The 26417-nt window shown below is 74.2% G+C and carries 23 protein-coding genes; 18 read left to right on the top strand and 5 right to left on the bottom strand.

What is annotated here, in order from left to right:
• Window positions 1-56: 56 nt before the first annotated feature.
• The 4 genes from ACF09E_RS19515 (at window position 57) to ACF09E_RS19500 (ending at window position 5067) form a co-directional block, all read left to right on the top strand.
• Window positions 57-1421, top strand: coding sequence for a glutamine synthetase family protein (locus ACF09E_RS19515; RefSeq protein WP_392206271.1), 1365 nt, complete (start codon window positions 57-59; stop codon window positions 1419-1421).
• Window positions 1422-1492: 71 nt separating this feature from the next.
• Window positions 1493-2848: an aldehyde dehydrogenase family protein gene (locus ACF09E_RS19510; RefSeq protein WP_392206270.1), complete on the top strand. Its 1356-nt coding sequence runs from the start codon at window positions 1493-1495 to the stop codon at window positions 2846-2848.
• 6 nt (window positions 2849-2854) lie between these two features.
• Window positions 2855-3649: a 3-oxoacyl-ACP reductase gene (locus ACF09E_RS19505; protein WP_392206269.1), complete on the top strand. Its 795-nt coding sequence runs from the start codon at window positions 2855-2857 to the stop codon at window positions 3647-3649.
• Window positions 3650-3780: 131 nt separating this feature from the next.
• Entirely contained in the window at window positions 3781-5067 is a 1287-nt protein-coding gene (locus tag ACF09E_RS19500) for an HAD family hydrolase (RefSeq protein ID WP_392206268.1), read from the top strand.
• A 51-nt stretch (window positions 5068-5118) separates the two neighbouring features.
• Here ACF09E_RS19500 and ACF09E_RS19495 read toward each other — a convergent pair whose 3' ends face one another.
• Entirely contained in the window at window positions 5119-6321 is a 1203-nt protein-coding gene (locus tag ACF09E_RS19495; RefSeq protein WP_392206267.1) for an amino acid deaminase/aldolase, read from the bottom strand.
• 109 nt (window positions 6322-6430) lie between these two features.
• Between ACF09E_RS19495 and ACF09E_RS19490 the strand changes: the two genes are divergently transcribed.
• The 3 genes from ACF09E_RS19490 to ACF09E_RS19480 are packed head-to-tail and all read left to right on the top strand — an operon-like array spanning window position 6431 to window position 10059.
• Window positions 6431-8116, top strand: coding sequence for a hypothetical protein (locus ACF09E_RS19490; protein ID WP_392206266.1), 1686 nt, complete (start codon window positions 6431-6433; stop codon window positions 8114-8116).
• Window positions 8113-9279 carry a type VII secretion-associated serine protease mycosin gene (gene mycP / locus ACF09E_RS19485; RefSeq protein ID WP_392206265.1) on the top strand — a complete coding sequence of 389 codons (1167 nt, stop codon included), beginning with the start codon at window positions 8113-8115 and terminating at the stop codon, window positions 9277-9279. Before ACF09E_RS19490 ends, mycP begins: the two co-directional genes overlap by 4 nt.
• Before the next feature lie 48 nt (window positions 9280-9327).
• Window positions 9328-10059 (top strand): SseB family protein, encoded by a 732-nt coding sequence (locus ACF09E_RS19480; RefSeq protein ID WP_392206264.1) that lies wholly within the window; start codon window positions 9328-9330, stop codon window positions 10057-10059.
• 32 nt (window positions 10060-10091) lie between these two features.
• On the opposite strand, the gene ACF09E_RS19475 is transcribed toward ACF09E_RS19480, so the two are convergent.
• Window positions 10092-10469 (bottom strand): DUF1844 domain-containing protein, encoded by a 378-nt coding sequence (locus tag ACF09E_RS19475; RefSeq protein WP_341625905.1) that lies wholly within the window; start codon window positions 10467-10469, stop codon window positions 10092-10094.
• Window positions 10470-10741: 272 nt separating this feature from the next.
• Here ACF09E_RS19475 and infC point away from each other — a divergent pair, with 272 nt between their 5' ends.
• From infC to ACF09E_RS19425, 10 genes are all read left to right on the top strand, one after another.
• Window positions 10742-11497, top strand: coding sequence for a translation initiation factor IF-3 (gene infC / locus ACF09E_RS19470; protein ID WP_361856886.1), 756 nt, complete (start codon window positions 10742-10744; stop codon window positions 11495-11497).
• A gap of 124 nt (window positions 11498-11621) precedes the next feature.
• Window positions 11622-11816: a 50S ribosomal protein L35 gene (rpmI, locus tag ACF09E_RS19465; RefSeq protein WP_030316087.1), complete on the top strand. Its 195-nt coding sequence runs from the start codon at window positions 11622-11624 to the stop codon at window positions 11814-11816.
• A 106-nt stretch (window positions 11817-11922) separates the two neighbouring features.
• Window positions 11923-12309: a 50S ribosomal protein L20 gene (gene rplT / locus ACF09E_RS19460; RefSeq protein ID WP_030493496.1), complete on the top strand. Its 387-nt coding sequence runs from the start codon at window positions 11923-11925 to the stop codon at window positions 12307-12309.
• A 227-nt stretch (window positions 12310-12536) separates the two neighbouring features.
• The gene (locus ACF09E_RS19455) at window positions 12537-13376 is read left to right on the top strand and encodes a TrmH family RNA methyltransferase (RefSeq protein ID WP_392206263.1); all 840 of its coding nucleotides are present in this window, start codon (window positions 12537-12539) and stop codon (window positions 13374-13376) included.
• Between the two features lie 82 nt (window positions 13377-13458).
• Window positions 13459-14694, top strand: coding sequence for an ATP-binding protein (locus ACF09E_RS19450; protein WP_392206262.1), 1236 nt, complete (start codon window positions 13459-13461; stop codon window positions 14692-14694).
• 177 nt (window positions 14695-14871) lie between these two features.
• Entirely contained in the window at window positions 14872-15999 is a 1128-nt protein-coding gene (gene pheS / locus ACF09E_RS19445) for a phenylalanine--tRNA ligase subunit alpha (protein WP_392206261.1), read from the top strand.
• Entirely contained in the window at window positions 15999-18527 is a 2529-nt protein-coding gene (gene pheT / locus ACF09E_RS19440; protein WP_392206260.1) for a phenylalanine--tRNA ligase subunit beta, read from the top strand. Before pheS ends, pheT begins: the two co-directional genes overlap by 1 nt.
• A gap of 291 nt (window positions 18528-18818) precedes the next feature.
• A complete protein-coding gene (locus tag ACF09E_RS19435) occupies window positions 18819-19886 on the top strand; it encodes a PP2C family protein-serine/threonine phosphatase (protein WP_392206259.1) in 1068 nt (355 codons plus the stop codon).
• Window positions 19887-20233: 347 nt separating this feature from the next.
• Window positions 20234-21574 (top strand): transcriptional regulator, encoded by a 1341-nt coding sequence (locus tag ACF09E_RS19430; RefSeq protein WP_392206258.1) that lies wholly within the window; start codon window positions 20234-20236, stop codon window positions 21572-21574.
• A gap of 62 nt (window positions 21575-21636) precedes the next feature.
• Window positions 21637-22167 carry an NUDIX domain-containing protein gene (locus ACF09E_RS19425; RefSeq protein ID WP_392206257.1) on the top strand — a complete coding sequence of 177 codons (531 nt, stop codon included), beginning with the start codon at window positions 21637-21639 and terminating at the stop codon, window positions 22165-22167.
• A gap of 81 nt (window positions 22168-22248) precedes the next feature.
• Here the strand turns inward: ACF09E_RS19425 and ACF09E_RS19420 are convergent, their stop codons facing one another.
• The 3 genes from ACF09E_RS19420 to ACF09E_RS19410 all read right to left on the bottom strand — a co-directional run bounded on the left by ACF09E_RS19420 (window position 22249) and on the right by ACF09E_RS19410 (window position 24923).
• Window positions 22249-23109 (bottom strand): 3-hydroxybutyryl-CoA dehydrogenase, encoded by an 861-nt coding sequence (locus tag ACF09E_RS19420; protein ID WP_361856859.1) that lies wholly within the window; start codon window positions 23107-23109, stop codon window positions 22249-22251.
• Window positions 23110-23519: 410 nt separating this feature from the next.
• The gene (locus tag ACF09E_RS19415) at window positions 23520-23723 is read right to left on the bottom strand and encodes a DUF1918 domain-containing protein (protein ID WP_392206256.1); all 204 of its coding nucleotides are present in this window, start codon (window positions 23721-23723) and stop codon (window positions 23520-23522) included.
• A 93-nt stretch (window positions 23724-23816) separates the two neighbouring features.
• Window positions 23817-24923, bottom strand: a complete 1107-nt coding sequence (locus ACF09E_RS19410; RefSeq protein WP_392206255.1) for a DMT family transporter — start codon at window positions 24921-24923, stop codon at window positions 23817-23819.
• On the opposite strand from ACF09E_RS19410, the gene ACF09E_RS19405 reads away from it, so the two are divergent.
• Entirely contained in the window at window positions 24922-26358 is a 1437-nt protein-coding gene (locus ACF09E_RS19405) for a PLP-dependent aminotransferase family protein (protein ID WP_392206254.1), read from the top strand. The two genes, ACF09E_RS19410 and ACF09E_RS19405, sit on opposite strands and share 2 nt — an antisense overlap.
• Window positions 26359-26417: the final 59 nt, after the last annotated feature.

The raw sequence follows: 26417 nt of genomic DNA, 5'->3' as shown, positions 1-26417 counted from the left end.
CAATGGTCTTCCGCAATACCTTATGGCTTCCGGCAGGCCGAAGGAGGAGCAATCCCGTGGCAGACCGCACACCCCCGCTCACCGTCGAGGAGCTCCGCGCCCTCGTCGCGAGCGGCGACATCGACACCGTCGTCCTGGCCTTCCCCGACATGCAGGGACGGCTCCAGGGCAAGCGGTTCGCCGCCCCGTTCTTCCTGGACGAGGTACTCGGCCACGGCACCGAGGGCTGCAACTACCTCCTGGCCGTCGACACCGAGATGAACACCGTCGACGGCTTCGAGATGTCCTCCTGGGACCGCGGCTACGGCGACTTCGCCATGCACCCCGACCTCACCACCCTCCGCCGCCTCCCCTGGAACGAGGCCACCGCCATGCTGACGGCGGACCTCGCGTGGGGCGACGGCAGCCCCGTCGTCGCGGCGCCCCGCCAGATCCTCCGGCGCCAGCTGGAGCGCCTCGCGGAGCACGGTTTCACCGCCCACGTCGGAACCGAGCTCGAGTTCATCGTCTTCAGGGACAGCTACGAGCAGGCCTGGGACGCGAACTACCGCGGCCTCACCCCCGCCAACCAGTACAACATCGACTACTCCGTCCTCGGCACCGGACGCATCGAACCCCTTCTGCGCCGCATCCGCAACGAGATGACCGGCGCCGGACTCACCGTCGAGTCCGCCAAGGGCGAGTGCAACCCCGGCCAGCACGAGATCGCCTTCAAGTACGACGAGGCCCTCGCCACCTGCGACGGACACGCCGTCTACAAGACGGGCGCCAAGGAGATCGCCGCCCAGGAGGGCTACGCGCTCACCTTCATGGCGAAGTACAACGAGCGCGAGGGCAACTCCTGCCACATCCACCTCTCCCTCCAGGACGCCGCGGGGACGAACGTGATGGCCGGCGACGACCGGTACGGGACGTCGGCGACCATGCGGCACTTCCTCGCCGGACAGCTCGCCGCCCTCCGCGACTTCTCCCTCCTCTACGCGCCCAACATCAACTCCTACAAGCGCTTCCAGCCCGGCTCCTTCGCACCCACCGCCGTCGCCTGGGGCCACGACAACCGCACCTGCTCGCTCCGCGTCGTCGGCCACGGCCGCTCGACCCGCTTCGAGAACCGCCTCCCCGGCGGCGACGTCAACCCGTACCTCGCCGTCGCCGGCCTGGTCGCCGCCGGACTGCACGGCATCGAGCAGAAGCTCGAACTCCCCGAGCCCTGCACCGGGAACGCCTACACCGCCGACTACGCGCACGTGCCCACCACCCTGCGCGAGGCCGCCGAACTCTGGGAGACCAGCGAGATCGCCAAGGCCGCCTTCGGGGACGAGGTCGTCGCCCACTACCGCAACATGGCGCGGGTCGAGCTCGACGCCTTCGACGCGGCCGTCACGGACTGGGAACTGCGCCGCTCCTTCGAGCGCCACTGAACCGCGCCGCCCGCGCGCCCCCGCTCCAGACGACTCCGCACCACCTCCGAACCGCCGCTGAGAGGAACGAGTTGCTCCAGGTACTGAACCCGGCGACCGAGGAGCCGGTCGCCACCGTCCCCGCCGCCACCCCGGCCGACGTCGACGCCGCCGTCGCCCGCGCCGCCGCCGCCCAGCGCGGCTGGGCCGCCGCCGCGCCCGCCGACCGGGCCCGGCTGCTCCGCCGCTTCGCCCTCGTCGTCGACGACCACGTCGAGGAACTCGCCCGCCTCGAGGTGACCGAGGCCGGCCACACCATCGGCAACGCCCGCTGGGAGGCCGGCAACGTCCGCGACCTCCTCGACTTCGCCGCCGGGGGAGCGGAGCGCCTCAACGGCCGCCAGATCCCCGTGGCCGGCGGCCTGGACGTCACGATCCTCGAACCCCTCGGAGTCGTCGGCGTCATCGCCCCCTGGAACTTCCCCATGCCGATCGCCGCCTGGGCCACCGCACCCGCCCTCGCCGCCGGCAACGCAGTCCTCCTCAAGCCCGCCGAGACCACCCCGCTCACCGCGCTCCGGCTCGCCGAACTCGCCCTGGAGGCGGGCCTGCCCGAAGGCCTCTTCCAGGTACTCCCCGGCACCGGACCGGTCGCGGGCGACGCCCTCGTCGAACACCCCGGCGTCGCCAAGATCGTCTTCACCGGCTCCACCCGGGTCGGAAAGTCGATCATGGCGAAGTGCGCCGGCCAGGTGAAGCGCGTCACCCTCGAACTCGGCGGCAAGAGCCCCAACATCGTCTTCGCCGACGCCGACCTCGAAGCGGCCGCCGCGGCCACCCCCATGTCCTTCCTCGACAACAGCGGCCAGGACTGCTGCGCCCGTACCCGCATCCTCGTCCAGCGGAGCGCGTACGACCGCTTCATGGAGCTGCTCACCCCCGCGATCGAGGAGATCGTCGTCGGCGACCCCGCCGACGAGCGCACCCAGATGGGCCCGCTCATCTCCCGCGCCCAGCTCGACCGCGTCCGCTCCTACGTGCCGGACGACCTCCCCGGCATCCGCGGCAAGGCCCCCGAGGGCCCCGGCTTCTGGTTCCCGCCGACCGTCCTCACCGGCCTCCCCGAGGACGCCCCCTGCGCCGTCGAGGAGGTCTTCGGACCCGTCGCCGTCGTCCTCCCCTTCGAGGACGAGGCGGACGCGATCCGCCTCGCCAACGCCACCGAGTACGGCCTGTCCGGCTCGATCTGGACCCGTGACGTCGGCCGCGCCCTGCGTGCCTCCCGCGCCGTCCGGGCCGGCAACCTCTCCGTCAACTCCCACTCCAGCGTCCGCTACTGGACCCCGTTCGGCGGTTACGGGAAGTCCGGCCTCGGCCGCGAACTCGGCCCCGACGCACTGACCGCCTTCACCGAAACCAAGAACGTCTTCATCAGCACGGAGGCCTGAGCACCCATGACCAGCACCAGCACCGAAGAGATCGTCTGCCGCCGGCTCGTCGGCCGCACCGCCGTCATCACCGGAGCCGGCAGCGGCATCGGCCTCGCCACCGCCCGCCGCCTGGCCTCCGAGGGCGCGAACGTCGTCTGCGGCGACATCGACGAGACCGCCGGCAAGGCCGCCGCCGAGGAGGTCGGCGGAACCTTCGTGAAGGTCGACGTCACCGACCCCGAGCAGGTCGAGGCGCTGTTCAGGACCGCCTTCGAGACCTACGGCTCCGTCGACATCGCCTTCAACAACGCCGGCATCTCGCCCCCCGACGACGACTCCATCCTGGAGACCGGCCTGGAGGCCTGGAAGCGCGTCCAGGACGTCAACCTCACCTCCGTCTACCTCTGCTGCAAGGCCGCCCTGCCCTACATGCGCCGCCAGGGCAAGGGCTCCATCATCAACACCGCCTCCTTCGTCGCGATCATGGGCGCGGCCACCAGCCAGATCTCCTACACCGCCTCCAAGGGCGGCGTCCTCGCGATGTCCCGCGAGCTGGGCGTGCAGTTCGCCCGCGAGGGCATCCGCGTCAACGCCCTGTGCCCCGGCCCGGTCAACACCCCGCTCCTCCAGGAGCTGTTCGCCAAGGACCCCGAGCGGGCCGCGCGCCGCCTCGTCCACATCCCGGTCGGCCGCTTCGCCGAGGCCGAGGAGATCGCCGCCGCGGTCGCCTTCCTCGCCAGCGACGACTCCTCCTTCGTCAACGCCAGCGACTTCCTGGTCGACGGAGGCATCGCGGGCGCGTACGTGACGCCCCTCTAGACCGCCGCCGCACCCCCCACACCGCCACACACCCCCACACCCCCACACCCCCACATCCCCACCCGGCAGCCGGGCGTCGCGAGGCGCCCGGCTGTCCGGCGTCCGCCGCAGCCCCCGACAGGAGAGTGATCATGAACCAGCAGGTCCGGCTCCGCTCGTCCGCCGTCACCGCCGTCACCGCCGCCCTCGCCCTCGCCCTCGCCGCGACGAGCCTCGTCCCGGCCACCGCCGCCGAGGCCGAGCCCCGGGACCCCCGCACGCCCCGGCCCTGCCCCACCCTGCGGGTCTCCGAGGGCTGGCACGGCGACAACGAGGCCCGGATCGACGCCCTCGTGGCCGCGCACTGCCACGACAGGGGACGGAAGCCCGTCGCGGTCTTCGACTGGGACAACACCGTCGTCAAGAACGACGTCGGCGACGCCACCTTCCACTGGCTCCTCCGCAACGACCGCGTCCGCCCGCCCCGGGACGGCGACTGGTCCACCACCAGCCGCCACCTCACCCCGGCGGCCGCCGCCGCCCTCGGCGAGGCCTGTCCCACCGGTGGACGCGTCCTGCCCACCTCCACCGACACCCGCTGCGCCGACGAGCTCCTCGCCGTCTACGCCTCCGGCACCACCACGGCCGGGAAGACCGCCTTCGCCGGCCACGACCGCCGCCGCATGGAGCCCCCGTACGCCTGGCTCGCCCAGCTCCTGCGCGGCTGGACCACCCGCCAGGTCGAGTCCTTCGCCGCCGCCGCCCGCGCCGAGAACCTCGCCGCCCCACAGGGCGCCACCCAGCGCGTCGGCACCTCCCGGGTCACCGGCTGGGTCCGCTACTACCCGCAGCAGCGCGACCTGATCCGCACGCTCGAGGAGGCCGGCTTCGACGTGTGGATCGTCTCCGCCTCGCCCGAACCCGTCGTCGACGTCTGGGCGAAGGGCGTCGGCATCGACCCCTCGCACGTCCTCGGCATCCGCAACACCACCGAGGGCGGCCGGCTCACCGCCCACCTCCAGGGCTGCGGAACGGTACGGGACGGCGAGGACACGACGATCACCTACATCGACGGCAAACGCTGCTGGATCAACCAGGAGATCTTCGGGATCCGCGGCCCCGCCGCCGAGCGCGTCCAGCCCGCCTCCCGGCGCCCGGTGTTCGCCGCGGGCGACTCCGACACCGACGTGTCGTTCCTGCGGGACGCCACCGGCCTGCGCCTGGTCCTCAACCGCAACAAGAACGAACTCATGTGCCGGGCGTACGAGAACGGCGACGGCCGCTGGATCGTCAACCCCATGTTCATCGAGCCCAAGCCGCGGAAGGCCGCCCCGTACCCCTGCGCGACCACCGGCTACACGGCGGGCGACGGCACGCCGGAGCCGGTCCGGCGGCCCGACGGCAGCGTGATCCCGGACCAGCAGGACCGGGTCTTCTGAGAAGCTCCGACGTCGGCTCAGGTCTCCCGACCGAGGAAGCCCGGCGACCCCCTAGAGGAAGGTCCGGCCCTCGCCCCGGTACGTGGGCACGGTGGCCGTGATCCGGTCGCCCTCGATCAGCCGCAGACTCGCGAACCGCTCGCACAGCTCGCCCGCCTTCGCATGGCGGAACCACACCTTGTCGCCGATCCGCAGGTCGTCGGCGGGCGAGCCGAGCAGCGGGGTCTGCACCTCGCCGGGCCCCTCCTGGGGGTCGTACGCCAGCCCCTCGGGCAGGTACGGCACGGGGAGCCGGTCGGGCCCGGCGGCCCCCGAGGCCGGGTAGCCGCCGCCGAGGACCGTCACCACCCCGACCCCCGGACGGCGCACGACGGGCTGCGCGAAGAGCGCCGCGGGCCGCCCGCTGAACGAGGTGTAGTTGTCGAAGAGCCGCGGCACGTAGAGCCCCGAACCCGCGGCGATCTCCGTCACCGCGTCCTCGGCGGCCGTGTGCTGCACGCTGCCGGTGCCGCCGCCGTTCACGAACTCCAGGTCCGGCGCCACCGCCCGGACCGCACGCACCACAGCCGCCCGGCGCTCGGCCAGCTCCCGGCGGGCCGCCGCCTGCATCAGCCGGATCGCCCGCGACCGCAGCGGCCGGCCCGCCACCGCGTCCCCGACCCCCGCGACATGCCCCTCATACGCCATGATCCCGACCAGCCGGAAACCGGGACGCCGCACCACGGAACGGGCCAGCTCCGCCAGCTCCGCGGGCGTACGCAGCGGGGAGCGGCGGGCGCCGACCCGGATCCGCCCGCCGAGCAGACTGAGCGCCGTGTCCAGCTCCAGGCAGACCCGGACCTCCTCCGTCCCGCCCGCGCGGGAGGCGTCGACCAGATCCAGCTGCGCCACGTCGTCGACCATCACGGTCACGGCCGCGGCCAGCTTGGGATCGCGCGCCAGCTCACCGAAGCCCGCGCGGTCCGCCGACGGATAGGCGAGGAGCACGTCCTCGAACCCGGCGCGGGCCAGCCACAGCGACTCGTCGAGCGTGAACGACATGATCCCGGCGAAACCCGGCCGCGCGAGCACCCGCTCCAGGAGCGCCCTGCACCGCACGGACTTGCTCGCGACCCGGATCGGCTTGCCGCCGGCCCGGCGCACGAGGTCGTCCGCGTTCGCGTCGAAGGCCTCCAGATCGACGATCGCCACGGGCGCGTCGAGATGAGCGGTGGCCCGGTCGTAACGGGCCCGGTCGGCGGCACGGGGAGTCATGGCCCGAGCTTGCCAGACAGGTTTACGGGTGGGTAGCCCCTGGGTTCCCGTACCAGGGGGAACAGCCCGTAGAGTGACGGGCATTGTCGACACGAGCGGGGGGACGGGGATGACCGGCGAACAGCGCCCCGGCACGACCTCCCGCATCACGGACGCCCTCCTCCGCCCGGACCCGGCACCGGCCCCCTCCGATGTGGAGACGACGACCCGGCTGCGCCCGATCGGGCCGGCCGACGGGCCCCCGGGACCGGCCGCCCCCGCGGCGCCCCCGAAGCCGTCCGGCGCCACGGCGCCGACCGCGACTCGGGCCGCCGCAGCGCCCGGCGCGGCGACGGGCACGCCGCCGCGCCCCGCCGGCACCCCGGCCGCCCCGACGGCTCCGCCGAGGGCGGGCTCGGGCACCGCGAGGCCGCTGCCGCCGACGGCGGCCCGGGCCACCCCCGCCGGGGCCCCGCCCCGCCCCGCCGACAGCCCCGCCGGACCGGCACCCGTCCCCCCGGCCCGGCCGCCGGCCGCCCCCTCGCGCCCCGCGACTCCGCCCACCCCCGCCGTTCCCCCGGCGGACACCCCGAAGGCCGCCGCAGCGCCGCTGCCCCCGGCCGCTCCGCCGATCCCCACCGCCACCGCGAGGGCCACCGTCCCGGGCACGTCGGCGGCCACTCCGTCCGCCCCGGCGCCCGGAGCCCCCTGGCAGCCCGCGTCCGCCGCCCCGGCCGCCCGTCCGGCGCCCGCACCCCTCCGTACGACGATCCCCGCGAGCGCCCCCGCCCGCCCGTCGTCCCCGGCCACCGGTCCGGCTCCGGCGGTCCCCGGCCCGCTCCCGGCCGTTCCCGCGCCCGCGGGCCCCGCCGCCGGCCCGCTCCCGCGGCCGGTGCCCCACCACGCACGCCCCCACAGCACCCCGTTCGGCCACACCCCCCTCCACGGCCACGGCCCCCACCGCGCCGTCCTGCCGCCCGAAGCCCCCGTCGAGACCACCACCCGGCTCCGGCCGGTACGGGAGCGGCGCACCGGCCGGGCCGTCGCCGTCGGCGTCTGCGCCGTCCTCGGGATCGGCCTCATCGGCGGCGCCCTCACCGGGATGTGGCTGGCCGCCGCCGAACCGGGCGCGCCCACCGAACCCCCCGGGTACACCGAGGCCAAGGACCTCTGGCACAACGCCCCCGTCGACACCCTCTTCCCCCGCACCCTCGCCGGACCCGGCGCCGGCCCGGGCGCCGCCGCCCGCACCTGGACCCGGATCGTCGTCGCCCCCGACGCCGCCTGCACCCCCGCCGTCCTCGCCGAGGGCCTCCTCGCCACCGTCCGGCCGCTGGGCTGCGAGCGCGTCCTGCGCGCCACGTACACCGACGCCACCGCCAGCAGCGTGATCACCGTCGGCCTCGTCTTCACCGACGCCGAGGCCGCCGTCCAGAGCACCCTCGGCCAGGGCCTCACGAGCCGCCTCGGGCAGGACGTCCCCCCGTCGCTTCCCGGGCCCGGCACCGTCGCCGCCCGCTTCGGCGTACAGCAGCGGGCCAGCTGGTGGCTGAACGCCCCCACCGACCTCCCCGTCGTCGTCACCGCCGTGTCCGGCTTCGCCGACGGGCGCCGCGTCGACTCCCCCCAGCCCGCCGACCGGGCCATGACGTCCGGCCGCACCGACGCCACCGCCCAGTCCGGCCTCGGCCACGAGGCCAAGAACATCACCGTCCGCTTCGAGCAGCTGCTGCGCACCGCCGTCGCCCCGCCGGCGAAGGACGCGGACGGCGAGGCGAGCCGCGACGGCGACGGCACGGGGGAGGATGCCCGGTGATCCGCCTCCGCACCCCCGCGGCCGTCCTCCTCGCCACCGCGTTCGCCGTGCTCCCCGCCACCACCACCCCCGCGTACGCCGACACCATCCGGGCCCGGCAGTGGGGCCTCCAGGCCCTCCACACCGAGGAGGCCTGGCGGACCACCAGGGGCGAGGGCGTCACGGTCGCCGTCCTCGACACCGGCGTCGACGCCGAGCACCCCGACCTCGAGGGCTCGGTCCTCGCCGGCCGCGACCTCGTCGGCTTCGGCGCCTCCCGCGGCGACCGCGCCTGGGCCCGGCACGGCACCGCCATGGCCGGGATCATCGCCGGGCACGGCCACGGCCCCGACGGCGGCGACGGCGTCCTCGGCATCGCGCCCGACGCGAGGATCCTGCCCGTCCGGGTCATCCTCGAAAGCACCGACACGTCCCGCGACAAGGCCCGCAAGACCCGCGGCACCGCGCTCGCCGACGGCATCCGCTGGGCCGCCGACCACGGCGCCGACGTCATCAACATGTCCCTCGGCGACGACTCCAAGTCCGCCCACCCGGACGCGGGCGAGGACGCCGCCGTCCAGTACGCCCTCGCCAAGGGCGTCTCCGTCGTCGCCTCCGCCGGCAACGGCGGCGAGAAGGGCGACCACATCTCGTACCCCGCCGCGTACCCCGGCGTCATCGCCGTCACCGCCGTCGACCGCTACGGCACCCACGCCTCCTTCTCCACCCGCCGCTGGTACGCCACCGTCAGCGCCCCCGGCGTCGACATCGCGATCGCCGACCCCGACCGGCGCTACTACGAGGGCTGGGGCACCAGCGCCGCCGCCGCGTTCGCCTCCGGAGCCGTTGCCCTCGTCCGCTCCGCGCACCCCGACCTCACCCCGGCCCAGGTGAAGCGGCTCCTGATCGACACCGCCCGCAACCGGCCCGAGGGCGGGCGCAGCGACGCCAAGGGCTACGGCACGGTCGACCCGGCCGCCGCGATCGAGGCCGGCGCGAAGATCGAGGGCGGCGACCCCAAGGCCGCCTCCACCGGCTACCGCGGCCGCCACTTCGGCCCGGGCCCGCTCCCCGCCCCCGAGGAGAGCCGCCCCGTCGGACTCCTCGCCCCCGCCGCCGGCGGCCTCGGCGTCCTGCTCCTCCTCACCGCCGTCGTCCTCCGCCGCGCCCACCGCGCGGACTGAGCCGCCCCGCCGGGCGGAGCGCCCGGGCCGGGCGGTTAGGCTCGGTGCGTGGCGCTCAAGAACATCCCGGACCCCGGTTTCTCCGACGACGACGGCACCGCCGACCCGCGGCTCGCCGCGGCCCTCGCGGCCTGGGCGGAGGACCGGACCGCCCACGGCCCCGTCCTCGACGCGCTCCGCGACGCCCGGCTGCTCGTCCCCGTCGTCGCCGTCCTCGGCGAGGTCGAGACCGACGAGAACGGCCTGCGCCGCGAGAAGACCAGCGACATGGCCGTCCCCACCCTCACCGCGGGCGACCGGCGGGCCCTGCCCGCCTTCACCTCGATCGCCTCGCTCGCCCTCTGGGACCCGGAGGCACGGCCGGTCGCGGTCCCGCTGCACCAGGCGCTCCAGGCGGCCGCGCACGAGAAGGCCGACACGGTGGTCCTCGACCTCGCGGGCCCGGTGCCGTACCAGCTGACCGGCCCGGCCCTGCTCGCCCTCGCCGAGGGCCGCGCCAGCACCGACCCGCTCGACGACCCCGCCGTGCGGGAGGCCGTCCGGGCCGCGGTCGCCGCGGAGCCCGCGGTGCTCCGCGCCCACCTGGGCCCCGGCGCCGCCGACGGCACCCTCGCCCTGGTCCTCGACGGTGGCGGCTCCCCCGCGGAGGCCGCCCAGCGCGTGGCCCGCGCGCTGGCGGCCGACGAGACACTGAGGGCCCGCCTGGTGCGGGGCCTCGACCTGGCACTCCTGCCGGCCTCGGCCACCCCTCCCGGCGAGCCCTTCTACGTGAGGAACTAGGTACGCCCGCGTACCCGCGGACGAGATCGGTCCTAGCCGAACACCGGCCCGGTGTACTTCTCGCCCGGTCCCTGGCCCGGCTCGTCCGGGACCAGGGAGGCCTCGCGGAAGGCGAGCTGGAGGGACTTCAGGCCGTCCCGCAGGGGAGCGGCGTGGAAGGACGAGACCTCCGTCGCCCCGGCGTCGAGCAGGCCCGCGAGCGCGTGCACCAGCTTCCGGGCCTCGTCGAGGTCCTTGTACTTGTCGCCCTCCTCGGTGAGCCCGAGCTTCACCGCGGCGGCGCTCATCAGGTTGACGGCGACGGTCACGATCACCTCGACCGCGGGGACCTCCGCGATGTCGCGGGTCATGGCGTCGAAGTCGGGGGAATCGGCGGTGTCGGGGGACTCGTTCTGGGGCGTCTCGCTCATGCCTCATACGATATGCCGGTCCTCGGTTAGCGGAGACCGCCGGGTCCTGCTAACCTTGTGTAACGACCGGCCGGACACCTGTGTGCCCGGCCCACAAGTGGAGGCTCCGATCTCCCACCTGACCACCCTCGCGGGTGGCGGGTCACCGGTCAGGTGGCGCCCATCGTTCCGTACGGACGATGGAGCCGCCCGATGTGCGCCCCGCGGTTGACCGCGGCGGTGCTCCGGTATTCCCCTGGAGCCCCGCCTGTGTCCCGTCCGGGGCATTTTTCATGTACCGGCTCGGTTGGTCTCACCAGATACAGACATGCGCGTCCGTCCGCCAGGCGGTCGCGTGGTGCTACCGAGGAGGATCCATCAGCGCCGAGCCCCGCATCAACGACAGGATTCGCGTTCCCGAGGTGCGACTTGTCGGACCCAGCGGCGAGCAGGTCGGGATTGTTCCGCTTGCCAAGGCCCTGGAGCTCGCACAGGAGTACGACCTCGACCTGGTCGAGGTCGCGGCGAACGCCCGTCCGCCCGTGTGCAAGCTCATGGACTACGGGAAGTTCAAGTACGAGTCGGCCATGAAGGCCCGTGAGGCGCGCAAGAACCAGGCGCACACGGTCATCAAGGAGATGAAGCTCCGGCCGAAGATCGACCCGCACGACTACGACACCAAGAAGGGTCACGTCGTCCGGTTCCTCAAGCAGGGTGACAAGGTCAAGATCACGATCATGTTCCGTGGTCGTGAGCAGTCCCGTCCCGAGCTTGGCTTCCGGCTGCTGCAGCGGCTGGCGTCGGACGTCGAGGAGCTTGGCTTCATCGAGTCCAACCCGAAGCAGGACGGCCGGAACATGATCATGGTTCTCGGCCCGCACAAGAAGAAGACCGAGGCCATGGCCGAGGCGCGTGAGGCCCAGGCCGCACGCAAGGCCGAGCGCCAGGGCGTCGCCTCCGAGGAGACGCCCGCGGCCGCCGGCACCGAGGCTCCGGCCCCGGTCGCCGAGGCCGAGGCGGAAGCCCCGGCCGAGACCCCCGAGGCGTGATCCGCGGGGCTGCCAACCAGGCAGCCCCGGGCCCCGCCCGGAACCACCGAACGAAGAACTGACGCTCCCGGATCTCCGGTGCCCGCACCGGAGGGGAGCGCCACTGACGAGGAGATACGGCGCGATGCCGAAGAACAAGACGCACTCCGGTGCCAAGAAGCGCTTCAAGGTCACCGGCACCGGCAAGATCCTGCGCGAGCGCGCCGGCAAGCGCCACCTGCTCGAGCACAAGTCGTCCAAGCTGACGCGTCGCCTCACCGGCAACGCGGAGATGGCCCCGGGCGACGCGGCCAAGATCAAGAAGATGCTGGGCATCTGATCTGATCACCCGCCCTCGGCGACGAGGGCCACCGGCCAGGTCCGGGACCCATTCGTTTTTCGGGTCGTGTGAGTCCAACCACGACCCCGCTACAAGGAGTCAACAAGTGGCACGCGTCAAGCGGGCAGTCAACGCCCACAAGAAGCGCCGGGCGATCCTCGAGCAGGCCTCCGGCTACCGCGGTCAGCGTTCGCGCCTGTACCGCAAGGCCAAGGAGCAGGTCACCCACTCGCTGGTCTACAACTACAACGACCGCAAGAAGCGCAAGGGCGACTTCCGTCAGCTGTGGATCCAGCGCATCAACGCCGCTGCCCGCCAGAACGGCATGACGTACAACCGCCTCATCCAGGGTCTGAAGGCCGCCAACATCGAGGTGGACCGCAAGATCCTCGCCGAGCTGGCCGTCAACGACATCAACGCGTTCGCCGCGCTGGTCGAGGTCGCGCAGAAGGCCCTCCCGGCCGACGTCAACGCCCCGAAGGCCGCCGCCTGATCTCCCAGGCCGCAGTACTTCCGCCCGGACCCGCAGACGCGCACGCGCCTGCGGGTCCGGGTGCGTCCGCCCCTGAAGGGTGTTCGGCGGAGGCGGGCCCCCGGCCCGACGCGCCACCGCCCCCGGTCCCGCGGACCGGCCCGCAGCGCCGTGGAACCGGCCGCCCGGGCCCGGACCGTCCCGGACACCGCAGCCCACCGGCACCGAAGAGAGAACCGCCGCACCTCATGGTCACCCCCGAGCTGATCTCCCCGCGTTCCCCGCGCGTCGTCGCCGCCCGGCGGCTCGCCAAGCGCAACTTCCGGGGCAAGGACCGCCTCTTCATCGCCGAGGGCCCGCAGGCCGTCCGCGAGGCCGCCGAGCACCGCGGCTCCACCGGGGAGTCCACGCTCGTGGAGCTCTTCACCACCGTCGAGGCCGCCGAGCGCCACGGCGCCATCATCGAGGCCGCCCGCGCCGCCGGGGCCCGCGTGCACCACGCCTCCGACGCCGTCCTCGCCGAGGTGTCCCAGACCGTCACCCCGCAGGGCCTCGTCGGCGTCTGCCGGTTCCTCGACTCGCCGTTCGAGGAGATCGTCGCCGCCCGCCCCAAGCTGGTCGCCGTCCTCGCCCACGTACGCGACCCCGGGAACGCCGGCACCGTGCTGCGCTGCGCCGACGCGGCCGGCGCCGACGCGGTCGTCCTCACCGACGCCTCCGTCGACCTGTACAACCCCAAGTCCGTCCGCGCCTCGGTCGGTTCGCTCTTCCACCTGCCGGTCGCCGTCGGCGTCCCCGTCGAGCAGGCCGTCGCCGGGCTGAAGGGCGCGGGCGTCCGGATCCTCGCCGCCGACGGAGCCGGTCAGGACGACCTGGACGCCGAGCTCGACGCCGGCACCATGGGCGGGCCCACCGCCTGGATCTTCGGCAACGAGGCCTGGGGCCTGCCCGAGGAGACCCGGGCTCTCGCCGACGCCGTCGTCCGCGTCCCCATCCACGGCAAGGCCGAGAGCCTCAACCTTGCGACGGCCGCCGCGGTCTGCCTGTACGCCTCCGCCCGCGCCCAGCGGCCCCGAACCTCCGCCTGAGGGGTCCATTCCGTTCTCTCCGCCCAGTAGAGTGACGCACTCGGGGGCCCACTGCGCTACACGGAGGGGTGGGGGTACGGCGATGACGGTCGGCACGGACAGTCCCGCGGAGGCACGGAGCTCCGCGCCGCACGCCCAGGAACCACCGGAGACCGCCCCGGAGGAGTCCGGGACCGCCGCCGGGCGGCCCGGCGGCGACGGCGGGCCCCGGGAGGGCACAGGCCCGGGGGACACCGCCGGGGACCCCGGGGACGGCGACGCGTTCGCCGGCGTCCTCCCCGACGACCTGCCCGACGGCCTCGTCGTCGCCGACGAGACCGGCCGGGTCGTCACCTTCAACGCCGCCGCCAGCCGCATCACCGCCGTCCCCGGCGAGCGAGCCCTCGGCCTCCCCCTCGACCTGGCTCTGCCGCTCGAAGACCTCAAGGGACGCCGCTGGTGGGCCCTGACCGACCCCTACGGCGGCCTCGCCACCCGCCGCGGCCAGCCCGAACGCAACCTGCTGCTGCCCGGCGGCCGCGAGGTCCTCGTCTCCGCCCGCTACGTCCGCGAGCACCCCACCGGACCGGTCCGCCGGGTCGTGGTCTGCCTCCGCGGCACCGAGGCGCGCCGCCGCACCGAGCGCAGCCACGCCGAGCTCATCGCCACCGTCGCCCACGAGCTGCGCTCCCCGCTCACCTCCGTCAAGGGCTTCACCGCCACCCTGCTCGGCAAGTGGGACCGCTTCAACGACGAGCAGAAGCGGCTCATGCTGGAGACCGTCGACGCCGACGCGGGCCGCATCAAGCGGCTCATCGCCGAGCTCCTCGACATCTCCCGGATCGACTCCGGACGCCTCGAAGTGCGCCGCCAGCCCGTCGACATCGCCGCCGCCGTCGGCCGGCACGTCCAGGTGCACACCACCGGCGGCCAGTCGCCGGACCGGTTCTTCGTGCGGATCGTGCCCGGGCTGCCCGCGCTCTGGGCCGACCCCGACAAGATCGACCAGATCCTCGGGAACCTCCTCGAAAATGCGGTGCGCCACGGCGAGGGAACCGTCACCATCGAGGTGGCACCCGCCAGGACGTGCGCCGACGGAGAAGAGGGGACGGAGGTCACCGTGAGCGACGAGGGCCCCGGCATCCCCGAGGAGTCGATGAGCCGCGTCTTCACCCGCTTCTGGCGGGGCAGCAAGCGCGGCGGCACCGGCCTCGGCCTCTACATCGTCAAGGGCGTCGTCGAGGCCCACGGCGGAACCATCACCGTCGGCAGGGGCCCCCGAGGCGGGGCCGAGTTCCGATTTATGCTGCCCGTCGGCACCCCGGCCCATCTCGCCTGACGAGATCCAGCACGAAGTCCGACCGGATCGGACAGGATCGGACGAGATCGAAAGCCGCCCGGGGCGCCCACGGGCTCATTCGCATCCCCCCACCCCGTTAGACTCGTCCTTTGGCACGTTTGCGCCCTTGACGTCGAGCGGGGCCGCCCAGCCAAGCCAACGGAAGCACGGGAAGAGATGTCCGCACCCAATAAGTCGTACGACCCGGTTGAGGTCGAGGCACTGAAACCGGAAGAGATCGAGCGCATGCGGGACGAGGCGCTCGCCGCCTTCGCCGCCGCGGGCGACCTCGACGCGCTCGCGCACGCGAAGACGGCGCACACCGGCGGCACCTCGCCGCTGGCGCTCGCCAACCGGGAGATCGGCGCCCTGCCCCCGCAGGCCAAGGCCGCCGCCGGAAAGATCGTGGGCCAGGCCCGCGGCACCGTCTCCAAGGCGCTCGCCGCCCGCCAGGCGGAGCTGGAGGCCGAGCGCGACGCCCGCGTCCTCGTCGAGGAGGCCGTCGACGTCACCCTGCCGTACGACCGCGTCCCGGCCGGTGCCCGCCACCCGCTGACCACGCTCATGGAGCGCGTCTCCGACGTCTTCGTCTCCATGGGGTACGAGGTCGCCGAGGGCCCCGAGGTCGAGGCCGAGTGGTTCAACTTCGACGCCCTGAACTTCGTACCGGACCACCCGGCGCGCCAGATGCAGGACACCTTCTTCGTCGAAGGACCGGCCGGTACCGGCGGCGACGAGTCCGGCGTCGTGCTGCGGACGCACACCTCGCCGGTCCAGGCCCGCACGCTCATCGACCGGAAGCCCCCGGTCTACGTGGTGTGCCCCGGCCGCGTCTACCGCACCGACGAGCTCGACGCCACGCACACCCCGGTCTTCCACCAGATCGAACTGCTCGCCGTCGACGAGGGCCTGACCATGGCCGACCTCAAGGGCACCCTGGACCACATGGTCCAGGCGCTCTTCGGCCCGGACATGAAGACCCGGCTGCGCCCGAACTTCTTCCCGTTCACCGAGCCGTCGGCAGAGATGGACATGCTCTGCTACGTCTGCCGCGGCGAGTCCGTCGGCAACCCCGACCGCCCCTGCCGCACCTGCGGCAGCGAGGGCTGGATCGAGCTGGGCGGCTGCGGCATGGTCAACCCGAAGGTGCTCGTCGCCTGCGGAGTGGACCCCGAGAAGTACAGCGGATTCGCCTTCGGGTTCGGCATCGAGCGGATGCTGATGTTCCGCCACAACGTCGACGACATGCGAGACATGGTCGAGGGTGACGTCCGGTTCACCCGGCCGTTCGGGATGGAGATCTGATGCGGGTCCCGCTTTCTTGGCTGCGGGAGTACGTCGACCTGCCGGCGACGGAGACCGGCCGCGACGTCCAGGCCAAACTCGTTTCGGCAGGCCTCGAGGTCGAGACCGTCGAGCAGCTCGGCGCCGGCCTGACCGGCCCGCTGGTGGTCGGCAAGGTCCTCACCATCGAGGAGCTGACGGAGTTCAAGAAGCCCATCCGCTTCTGCACCGTCGACGTCGGCCAGGCCAACGGCACCGGCGAGCCCCAGGAGATCATCTGCGGCGCCCGGAACTTCGCCGCCGGCGACAAGGTCGTCGTGGCCCTGCCCGGCGCCGTGCTCCCCGGAGACTTCCGGATCGCCGAGCGCAAGACGTACGGCCGGGTCTCCCGGGGCATGATCTGCTCCGGCGACGAGCTCGGGATGGGCGACGACGGCACGCACGGCATCATCGTGCTGCCGCCGGAGCTGGAGATCGGCATCGACGCCACGAAGCTCCTGGAGCTGTACGACGAGGTCCTCGACATCGCCGTCACCCCGGACCGCGGCTACTGCCTCTCGATGCGCGGCGTCGCCCGCGAGACTGCCATCGCGTACGGCCTGCCGCTGCGCGACCCGGCGCTGCTCGACGTGCCCGCGCCCAACGCGTACGGCCACCCGGTCCGGGTCACCGACCCCGTCGGCTGCGACCGCTTCACCGCGCGCACCGTCGTCGGTCTGCAGCCCGAGGCCCGGTCGCCGATCTGGCTGCGCCGCCGCCTCCAGAAGGCCGGCATGCGGCCGATCTCGCTCGCCGTCGACGTCACGAACTACGTGATGCTCGAACTCGGCCAGCCGCTGCACGCCTACGACCGGAGCCGTCTCGACGGCCCCATCGGGGTGCGCCGCGCCGAGGCCGGCGAGAAGATCACCACGCTCGACGGCACCGTCCGCGTCCTGGACGCGGCGGACCTGGTCATCACCGACGACCGCGGTCCGATCGGCATCGCCGGTGTCATGGGCGGCGCCAACACGGAGATCGCCGACCCGGAGACGGACCCGGAGACCGGCGTCGTCACCGGCACCTCCGAGATCGTCATCGAGGCCGCGCACTTCGACGCGATCTCGATCGCCCGCACCGCGCGCCGCCACCGGCTGGCCTCCGAGGCGTCCAAGCGCTTCGAGCGCGGCGTCGACCCGCAGGCCGGGGCCGCCGCCGCGCAGCGCTGCGTCGACCTGCTCGTGCTGCTCGCGGGCGGCACGGCCGAGGCCGGCGTCACCGAGATCAGCGCCCCGCCCGCGCCGCGCACCATCACCATGCCGGCCGACCACCCGGACCGGGTCGCGGGCGTCGGCTACGGCCGCGAGACCGTCGTCCGCCGCCTCCAGCAGGTCGGCTGCGACGTCTACGGCCAGGACGAGCTGATCGTCACCGTGCCGTCGTGGCGCCCCGACCTCAACGAGCCGAACGACCTGGCCGAAGAGGTCATCCGGCTGGAGGGCTACGAGAACCTGCCCTCCACGCTGCCGAAGCCGCCGGCCGGCCGCGGGCTCACCGACCGCCAGCGCGTCCACCGCCGCGTGGGCCGCGCCCTGGCCGGCGCCGGCTACGTCGAGGCGCTGAACTACCCGTTCATCGGCGAGCAGGCCCTGGACAACCTCGGCCTCGACGCGGACGACGCCCGCCGCCGGCTCGTGAAGCTGGTGAACCCCCTCTCGGACGAGGAGCCCGCGCTCCGTACGACGCTGCTGCCGGGCCTGCTCGGCGCGCTGCGCCGGAACGACAGCCGCGGCAGCCACGACCTGGCGCTCTTCGAGACCGGTCTGGTCTTCCGGCCGGAGGGACAGCCGGGCGTCGCCGTCCGGCTGCCCGTCGACCGCCGTCCCACCGACGAGGAGATCGCCTCGGTGAACGCCGTGCTGCCCGCGCAGCCGCGCCGCGCCGCCGTCGTCCTCGCCGGAGCCCGCGAGCAGGCCGGCTGGTGGGGCAAGGGCCGTCCGTCCGACTGGGCGGACGCGGTCGAGGCCGGCCGTACCGTGGCCGCCGAGGCCGGGGTCGAGCTGATCATCAGCGCCGACCAGCACGCCCCGTGGCACCCGGGCCGCTGCGCCGCGTTCCACGTCGAGGTGGACGGCGAGAAGATCGTCGTCGGCCACGCCGGCGAGCTCCACCCGCGCGTGGTCAAGGCCTTCGGCCTGCCCGCCCGCACCTGCGCGATGGAGATCGACCTGGACCTCCTGGAGAAGGCGAACGAGGGGCCCGTGAAGGCTCCCCGGATCTCCTCCTTCCCGGTCGCCACCCAGGACGTCGCCCTGGTCGTCGCGAGCGGCGTCCCGGCCTCCGAGGTCGAGGCCGCCCTCACCGAGGGAGCGGGTGAACTCCTGGAGTCCATCCGGCTGTTCGACGTCTACACCGGCGACCAGCTCGGCGAGGGCACCAAGTCCCTGGCGTACGCGCTGAAGTTCCGCGCCGCGGACCGCACCCTCACGGTCGAGGAGGCCAGCGCGGCCCGCGACGCCGCAGTCGCCCTGGCGTCCGAGCGCACCGGCGCCGTACTGCGCGGCGCCTGAGCGCCGTAGCGGAACCGCACTCAGGAGGGCCGCCCCGGGGAATCCCCGGGGCGGCCCTCCGCCGTTCCCCGGGCCCGGCGAGTCGTTCAGGAGAACGGTCCTCGTGCACCCGTGCCGGTGGCGCGGGCCTGGCGCGGGACGGCGCGCCGAGGGCTCTCACTCCTTCGGGTGAGATCGCCGGGCGGTGTTCCCCGGTGGTCCCCGCGGTCGGGAGAATCGACGCGGCCGCAGGGGCGGACCTGTGGGCCGCAGGGCCTTCGGGCGCTGTCGGGGGCTCCGGAAGGGCCGTGCATGATCCGTACGAGGTCGTCGCTCGCCGAAGGCTCCCGGCTCCGCCGGCTGGCCCCGCTCGCTCTTCCCACCGCCTGGGGCGTGGTGGCCGTGGCGTGGAGGTTCGGCTGTCCGCCGGCCGGTCAGCCGGGGCCGGCGATGAGGATCGCCACCAGCGTCGTCTTCCTCAGCGTCGGCATCGGACTGGTGATCGGGCTGCGGCGCGGCCCGGCCCGGGAGCTGGCGCTGATGCGGGCCGTCGCCGACGCCGCCCAGCAGGTCCTGCTGCGCCCGCCGCCCGCCCGGCTCGACGGGCTCTCCCTCGCCGCCGGGCAGTCGTCCGCCTCCCGGGGCGCGTCCGTCGGCGGGGACCTGTACGAGGCGGTGGCCACCCCGTACGGCGTGCGCATCGTGATCGGGGACGTGCGGGGCCACGGTCTCGCGGCGCTCGGCGCCGTGGTCGCGGTGCTGGGGAGTTTCCGCGAGGCCGCGCACGACGAGGCCGAACTGGCCGGGGTGCTGCGGCGTCTCGAGCGGGCCCTGGAGCGGCATCTGCGGGAGCGGGCACGGGACGAGCACCCCGCGAGGGCGGCGGCGGCCCCCGAGCATCCGGCGGCGGAGGAGTTCGTGACGCTGCTGCTGCTGGAGGTCCGGGCCGACGGGCGGCTCTCCGTGCTCAACTGCGGTCATCCCGGGCCGTACCGCCTCGGGCGCTCGGTGGAGCGGTTGCCGGTGGGCGACCCGCTGCCGCCGCTGGGGGTGCTCCCGCTGCCCGCCGCGCTCGCGCCGTACACCGGGGCCCGGCTGGCACCCGGCGAGACGCTCGTCCTGCACACCGACGGCGCCGAGGAGGCGAGGGACCACCGGGGCCGGTTCTTCGGCCTGGAGGCGGTGCTCGCGGAGGCGTGCGGGGCGGCTCCCGAAGGGGTGGTCCGCGCGGTCCACACCGCTCTCCTGCACCACACGCGCGGGCGGCTCACCGACGACGTGGCCCTCCTCGTCGTGCGGAACGACCGTGTCCGGGTGCCGGCGCAGCCCGCCGAACCCGGGCTGCGCCGCCCCCGGCCCGCCCCCTCCACCCACGGGTGAGCGGCGGGGCCGGTGCCGGTGCCGCCCGCCCCGCCACGGAGTGTCGGGCAGATCAGCGGGGCGGGCGACACGGACCGGGCGGCCGCACTGTTTGAGGGGGGAGCCGGCGGCCCGGTCTTCGCCTTGCGGCGAGAAGCACAGTCAACCGGTACGGGGAGGAGCGCGGCAGAGCGCGCGGACCGGAAGAACGGGTACTTCGTTCACACCCCGTGCGAAACCCGCCTGCAGCGGTGGGCCGAGGCGATGCCGAGGGGGTTCTCCCGCTGGTTCGCTCCGTACGAATTCGGCCACCGCTACGCTGAGTTCACCGCGCTCGGAGCCGAGCGAACGGAGCGACCGGAGCGGTCATGCAGCCCAACACCTTGCTCGACGCCCTGCTCGACGAAGCAGGCGTCTCGAACGCCGGCCTCGCCGCCCGTGTGAACCGGGCCGGCCGGGCCAGGGGTCTCACCCTGCGCTACGAACACACCGCCGTGGCGCGCTGGTTGAAGGGCCAGCGGCCGCGCGGCCAGGTGCCGGACCTCATCTGCGAGGTGCTGGCCGCCCGGCTGCACCGGCAGGTGACCCTGGACGACATCGGCTTCGGGGTGCCCGGCGGGCCGGCGCCGGCGGTCGGTTCGCCGCTGTCCGGGTTCGTGGAGCGGGCGGCCGCCCTGTGGCGGTCCGACGAGCAGCAGCGGCCGCACATAGTCGCCGCCCCCGCGGTGACCGGCACTCCGGCCGTGATGCCGGTGTGGGAGTGGGAGAACCCGCCGGAGGACGTGGACGTCTCCCGGGTCGGCCGGACGACGGTGTCCGCCGCCGACATCACGGTGCTCAGCGCCGCCCGGTCCCACTACGAGCAGATGTACCGCAAGGCCGGGGGCATCGCGACCCGCGCCCGGATCGTCGGCTTCCTCACCGCCGAGACGGCGCCGCTGCTGCGCGGCTCGTACAGCGACGCCCTCGGCCGGCGGCTGCACCGCGCGACCGGGGGACTCGTGGCGGTGGCCGGCATCTGCGCGTACGACGCCGACGCGCACGGTCTCGCCCAGCGCTACTTCCACCAGGCGCTGCGGCTCGCCAAGGCGAGCGGGGACCGGGGACTCGGCGCCTATGTGATCGCGCTCCTCGTCAACCAGTCGCTGTTCATGGGGGAGTACCGGCAGGCGGTGGCGTTCGCGGAGGCGGCGCTGCGGACGGCCGGGCGGCAGATCACCCCGGCGCTCACCGCGGATCTGACGGCGATGCAGGCGAAGGCGTACGCGCACCTCGGCGACGGGGCGGCCGCCCTGGCCTGCATCCGGCGGGCGGAGACGGCGGCCGAGCGGATCAGTCCGGGGGACGAGCCGGCCGAGACGGGCTATGTGCAGCCGGGGCTGGTCAACGTGCAGGTGGCCGAGGCGCTGCTCGATCTGGGCGATCTCTCCGCGGCCCACGAGCACGCGTCGACGGCGGTGCGGGCCCCCTCGCACGACCGGGGCCGGGTGCACCGGCTGGCCATGCTGTGCCAGATCGAGCTGCGCCAGGGGGAGGCGGACGCGGCGGCGCGGACGGCGGTCGAGATGACCGAGCGGGCGCGGGGGATGGAGTCGCGGCGGCTGCGCGACCGGCTGCGCCAGGTGCGGGAGTCTCTGCTGGCCAGCGGCGGCGGCGACGCCCGGGAGGCGGCCGCACTCATCGACGGGGCGCTGCGCGTTCCCCTGTGACCCGCTGACTGCTGCGATATTGCCACCAAACAAGCACCGACCAGTCGGAAGGTGGCAAGAACGTGCAGTGGACGAAACTGAGTGAACACTCTGTCTATGAGAATCGCTGGTTCCAGGTGAACCTCGCGGACGTCGAACTCCCGGACGGCCGCCACCTCGACCACTATCTGATCCGGCTCCGCCCGGTCGCCGTCGCGACGGCGGTCAACGAGGCCGACGAAGTCCTGATGCTCTGGCGCCATCGCTTCATCACCGACAGCTGGGGCTGGGAACTGGCCGCAGGAGTCGTCGAGGACGGCGAGGCGGTCGAGGCCGCCGCCGCCCGCGAGATGGAGGAGGAGACCGGCTGGCGGCCGGGGCCGCTGCGCCATCTCCTCACCGTCGAACCGTCCAACGGCCTCACCGACGCCCGCCACCACCTCTACTGGGCGGAGACGGCCACCTACACCGGACCGCCCGAGGACGACTTCGAGTCCTCACGGCGGGCCTGGGTCCCGCTCAAACAGGTCCCCGACATGATCGCCCGGGGCGAGGTCCCGGCCGCGAACATGGCGGCGGGGCTGCTGATGCTCCACCACCTGCGCCTGGGCTGAGGCGCCCGGGCCGGGGCGGCCCGTGACATGCCGGACGGCCCGTACCTGTGCGTGTGTACGGGCCGTCCGGGGTCGGGGGGATCAGGAGTACGGGTAGAAGCCCGAGCCCGTCTTCCGGCCGAGCCGGCCCGCGTCCACCATGCGCTGGAGCAGCGGGGGAGCGGCGTACAGCGGCTCCTTGAACTCGGAGTACATCGAGTCGGCGATCGACGCGATCGTGTCGAGGCCGATCAGGTCCGAGAGCTTCAGCGGGCCCATCGGGTGGGCGCAGCCGAACTCCATGCCGTTGTCGATGTCGTCGCGGCTGGCGATGCCCGACTCGAACATCCGGATCGCGGAGAGCAGGTACGGCACGAGGAGCGCGTTGACCACGAAGCCGGAGCGGTCCTGGGCGCGGATCGCGTGCTTGCCGAGGGTCTTCTCCGCGAAGGCCTGGGCCCGGCTGATGGTGCCCTCGGAGGTGGTGAGGGCCGGGATCAGCTCGACGAGCTTCTGCACCGGGGCCGGGTTGAAGAAGTGGATGCCGATGACCTGGTCGGGGCGGGAGGTCGCCACGGCCAGCTTGACCAGCGGGATGGACGAGGTGTTCGAGGCCAGGATGGCGTCCGGCCGGGTCATCACCTGGTCGAGGACCTGGAAGATCTCGGTCTTGACCTGCTCGTTCTCCACGACCGCCTCGATGACGAGGTCGCGGTCGGCGAACTCGCCCAGGTCGGTGGTGAAGCTGAGGCGGGCGAGCGTCGCGTCCCGCTCCTCCTCGCTGATCTTGCCGCGTTCGGCGGCCTTGGCCAGCGAGTTGTAGAGCCGTGTGCGGCCGATCTCCAGCGCCTCGCCGGTGGTCTCGGCGACCTTCACCTCAAGGCCGCTCCGGGCACACACCTCTGCGATGCCCGCGCCCATCTGGCCGCAGCCCACCACTCCGACGCGCTCAATGTCGGCCATGGAGTCCGTCACCTCGTGCCTTTCGCTCTTCTCTGGCGGCGGGGGCCCGTGCGATTCCGGTGCGTCCGCCTCGACCCCACGACGTTACCGCTCATTAACCGATGATCGATCGCCCGGGGCGGGCAGGCTGTCCCGGTGGGTGTGACGTATCCGACATGCGGGGGGTACAAGTGCGGCCTATCGGCAGAAGAGGCCTCGCGGCGGGGGCGGGGCGGGGGCGGGCGGCGGGGCGGCCCGAGCCGTGTCGACCGAGGGCTCGACGTGAGGATCTCCCCACGACGCGCGAAGAGGCGACGTGAGGAGATCCTCACGACGAGCAGAGGGGCGGGACCCGGTCGGGGAGAGGTCCGCCGTCGTGGCGGACGTCCGCCCGGCCGGGTCCCGGAGCAGGGGCGGGGGCCGGTCCGGACTCAGCCCGCGCCCTCCTCGGGGTGGTGGCGTACGACGGTGTCGGGACCCGGGGACATCAGGGCCTCGTGGCCGTCGTCGTCGAACTTCACGCGGTACGGGGGCGTGCCGTTCTCTCCCAGTACCTGAAGGATCTCGGCCGTACGGTCGTGGTGACCGACGGTCCGGCCGTGCACCAGCAGTGTGTCGCCCACGTTCGCCTGCATCGGGGATGACCTCCTCGAGACCGGGCCTGTGCTGTTCCGTGCGTATGCCTGCCATTGTGTCGCGGATCGCCCCGATCCGCCGGGCCGGCGGCGTCAGCTCCTCGACCGCTGGGTCACCGCGATGCAGACCAGCACGGCCACCGCCGCGAGCGGCGCGGCGAGGGGCAGGGTCTCGCCGAGCAGCGCGACCGACCAGACCAGGGTGAGCAGCGGCTGCGCGAGCTGGAGCTGGCTCGCCCTGGGGATGCCGATCGAGGCCATGCCCCGGTACCAGACGTACAGGCCGAAGAAGGTGGAGCCGATCGCCACCCAGGCCAGGCCGATGACGCCGTGGGCGTTCAGGTGGACGGGTTCCAGGGAGAGGGCCACGACCGAGCCGGCGGCCATCGGCGGGAGGCAGAGGATCAGGGCCCAGCCGATGACGTGCCAGCCCGGCATGAGCCGCGCGAGGCGCCCGCCCTCGGTGTAGCCGGCCGCGCAGACGAGCAGCGCGCCGAACAGGTACAGGTCGCCCCGGGACACCGCGCCGCCGCTCTGCTGGACCGTGAAGGCGAGCACCACGACCGCGCCCGCCACGGCCGCGCCCCAGAAGGTCCGGGACGGCCGGCGCCCGGTGCGCAGCGCGGCGAACGCGGCCGTGGTGAGCGGCAGCAGGCCGACGACCACGGCGGCGTGCGAGGTGGTCGAGGTCTGCAGGGCCAGGGTCGTCAGGAGCGGGAAGCCGACGACGACACCGGCGGCGACCACGGCGAGGCCCGCCCAGTGGCGCCGGTCCGGCAGCGGTACCCGGCCGGCGAGGAGGAACCCGCCCGCGACGAGGGCGGCGAGGGTGGAGCGCACGGCCACGAGCGACCAGGGTCCGAAGCTCTCCAGGCCCCAGGCGGTCGACGGGAAGGTGAGCGAGAAGGCGACCACGCCGAGGGCGGCGAGCAGGGTGCCGCGGGGGAGCGGGTCGGCGGTGCCGGTGCCCGCGCCGCCGGGTGTCCGGGGCGCCGCGCCGCGGCCGGCGCTGCCCGCCACCACGGTGCCTCCCGTGCCGCCGGCCGCCGAGGTGCCGTTCGCGACGGCGGCGGAGCCCCCCGGACGGGCGGCCGCGTCTCCCGCGGAGTCCCCGTGGCCCGCGGAGTGACCGTCGGCGGGTCCGTCCGTCGTGGTAACCGCTATCGTCCTGGAGGCAGTAGCGCTATTCTGTGCTCTCATGAGTGAGCGTAGCAGCGTCGCGGAACTGGCGCAGTCCCTGAAAGCCGAGCTCGACCGCTACTCTCCTGGTGGAAAGCTGCCGTCGAGTCGTGCCCTCGTCGAGCGCTACCGGGTCTCCCCGGTGACCGTGACCCGGGCGCTCGCCCAGCTCGCCGCCGAGGGGCTGGTCGTCACCCGCCCCGGCGCCGGCGCCTTCCGCGCCGAGCCCCGCACCGCCGCGCCCGTCACCGGCGACACCTCCTGGCAGGAGGTCGCCCTCAGCGCCGACACCGCCACCGAGCTCGTCCCCCGCGCCGTCGACGCCTCCGGCGTCCTCGTCACCCTGGCCGCCCCGCCGCCCGGCGTGATCGAGTTCAACGGCGGCTACCTCCACCCCTCCCTCCAGCCGGAACAGGCCCTCGCCGGGGCGCTCGCCCGCGCCGGACGCCGCCCCGGAGCCTGGGGCAGACCGCCCACCGACGGCCTGCCCGAGCTGCGCGACTGGTTCGCCCGCGAGATCGGCGGCGGCGTCACCGCCGCCGACCTGCTCGTCACCGCCGGCGGCCAGTCCGCCATCACCACGGCCCTGCGCGCCCTCGCCCCGCCCGGCACGCCCGTCCTCGTCGAGTCGCCGACCTACCCGGGCATGCTCGCCGTGGCCCGCGCCGCCGGACTGCGCCCCGTCCCCGTCCCGGTCGACGCCGACGGCGTCCGCCCCGAGCTGCTCGACGCCGCGTTCCGGGCCACCGGCGCCCGCGTCTTCGTCTGCCAGCCGCTCTTCCAGAACCCCACAGGGGCGGTCCTGGGGCCCGAGCGGCGCCGCGAGGTGCTCCGCATCGCCCGCGCCGCCGGCGCCTTCGTCGTCGAGGACGACTTCGCCCGCCGGCTCGTCCACGAGGGCGCGCCGCCCCTCCCCGCACCGCTCGCCGCCGACGACCCCGACGGCGTCGTCGTGCACGTCTGCTCCCTCACCAAGGCCACTTCGCCCAGCCTGCGCGTCGGCGCCCTCGCCGCCCGCGGCCCCGTCCTGGAGCGGCTCCGCGCGATCCAGGTCGTCGACAGCTTCTTCGTACCCCGCCCGCTCCAGGAGGCCGCGCTCGAACTCGTCGGCTCGCCGGCCTGGCACCGGCACCTGCGGGGCGTCGCACGGGAACTGAGGAGCCGGCGGGACCTGCTGACCGCCGCCCTCGCGCACCGGCTGCCCGCGTTCGGCCTGCCGCACGTCCCGTACGGCGGTTTCCACCTCTGGCTCCGGCTCCCCGACGGCGTCCCGGAGGCGGGGCTGCACGCCGCGGCCCTGCGGGCCGGGGTCGCCGCGGCCCCCGGTCGCCCGTACTTCTGCGCCGAACCCCCCGCCGGCCACATCCGGCTGAGTTTCGCGGGTGTCGCCGGCCCCACGGAGATCGCGGAGGGCGTGCGCCGCCTGCGCACGGCCCTCGACGAGCTCACCGCCTGAGCGCCGACGGCCCGGCGGGCGGCGCATCCGCCGCCGCCCGCCGGGCCTCCGCCGCACCG

It is taken from the genome of Streptomyces sp. NPDC014891 (genome assembly GCF_043081085.1).
Taxonomy (GTDB): Bacteria; Actinomycetota; Actinomycetes; order Streptomycetales; family Streptomycetaceae; genus Streptomyces.
The sequence above is the reverse complement of the archived record's forward strand: the minus strand, read 5'-3'. Positions and strand labels throughout refer to the sequence as shown.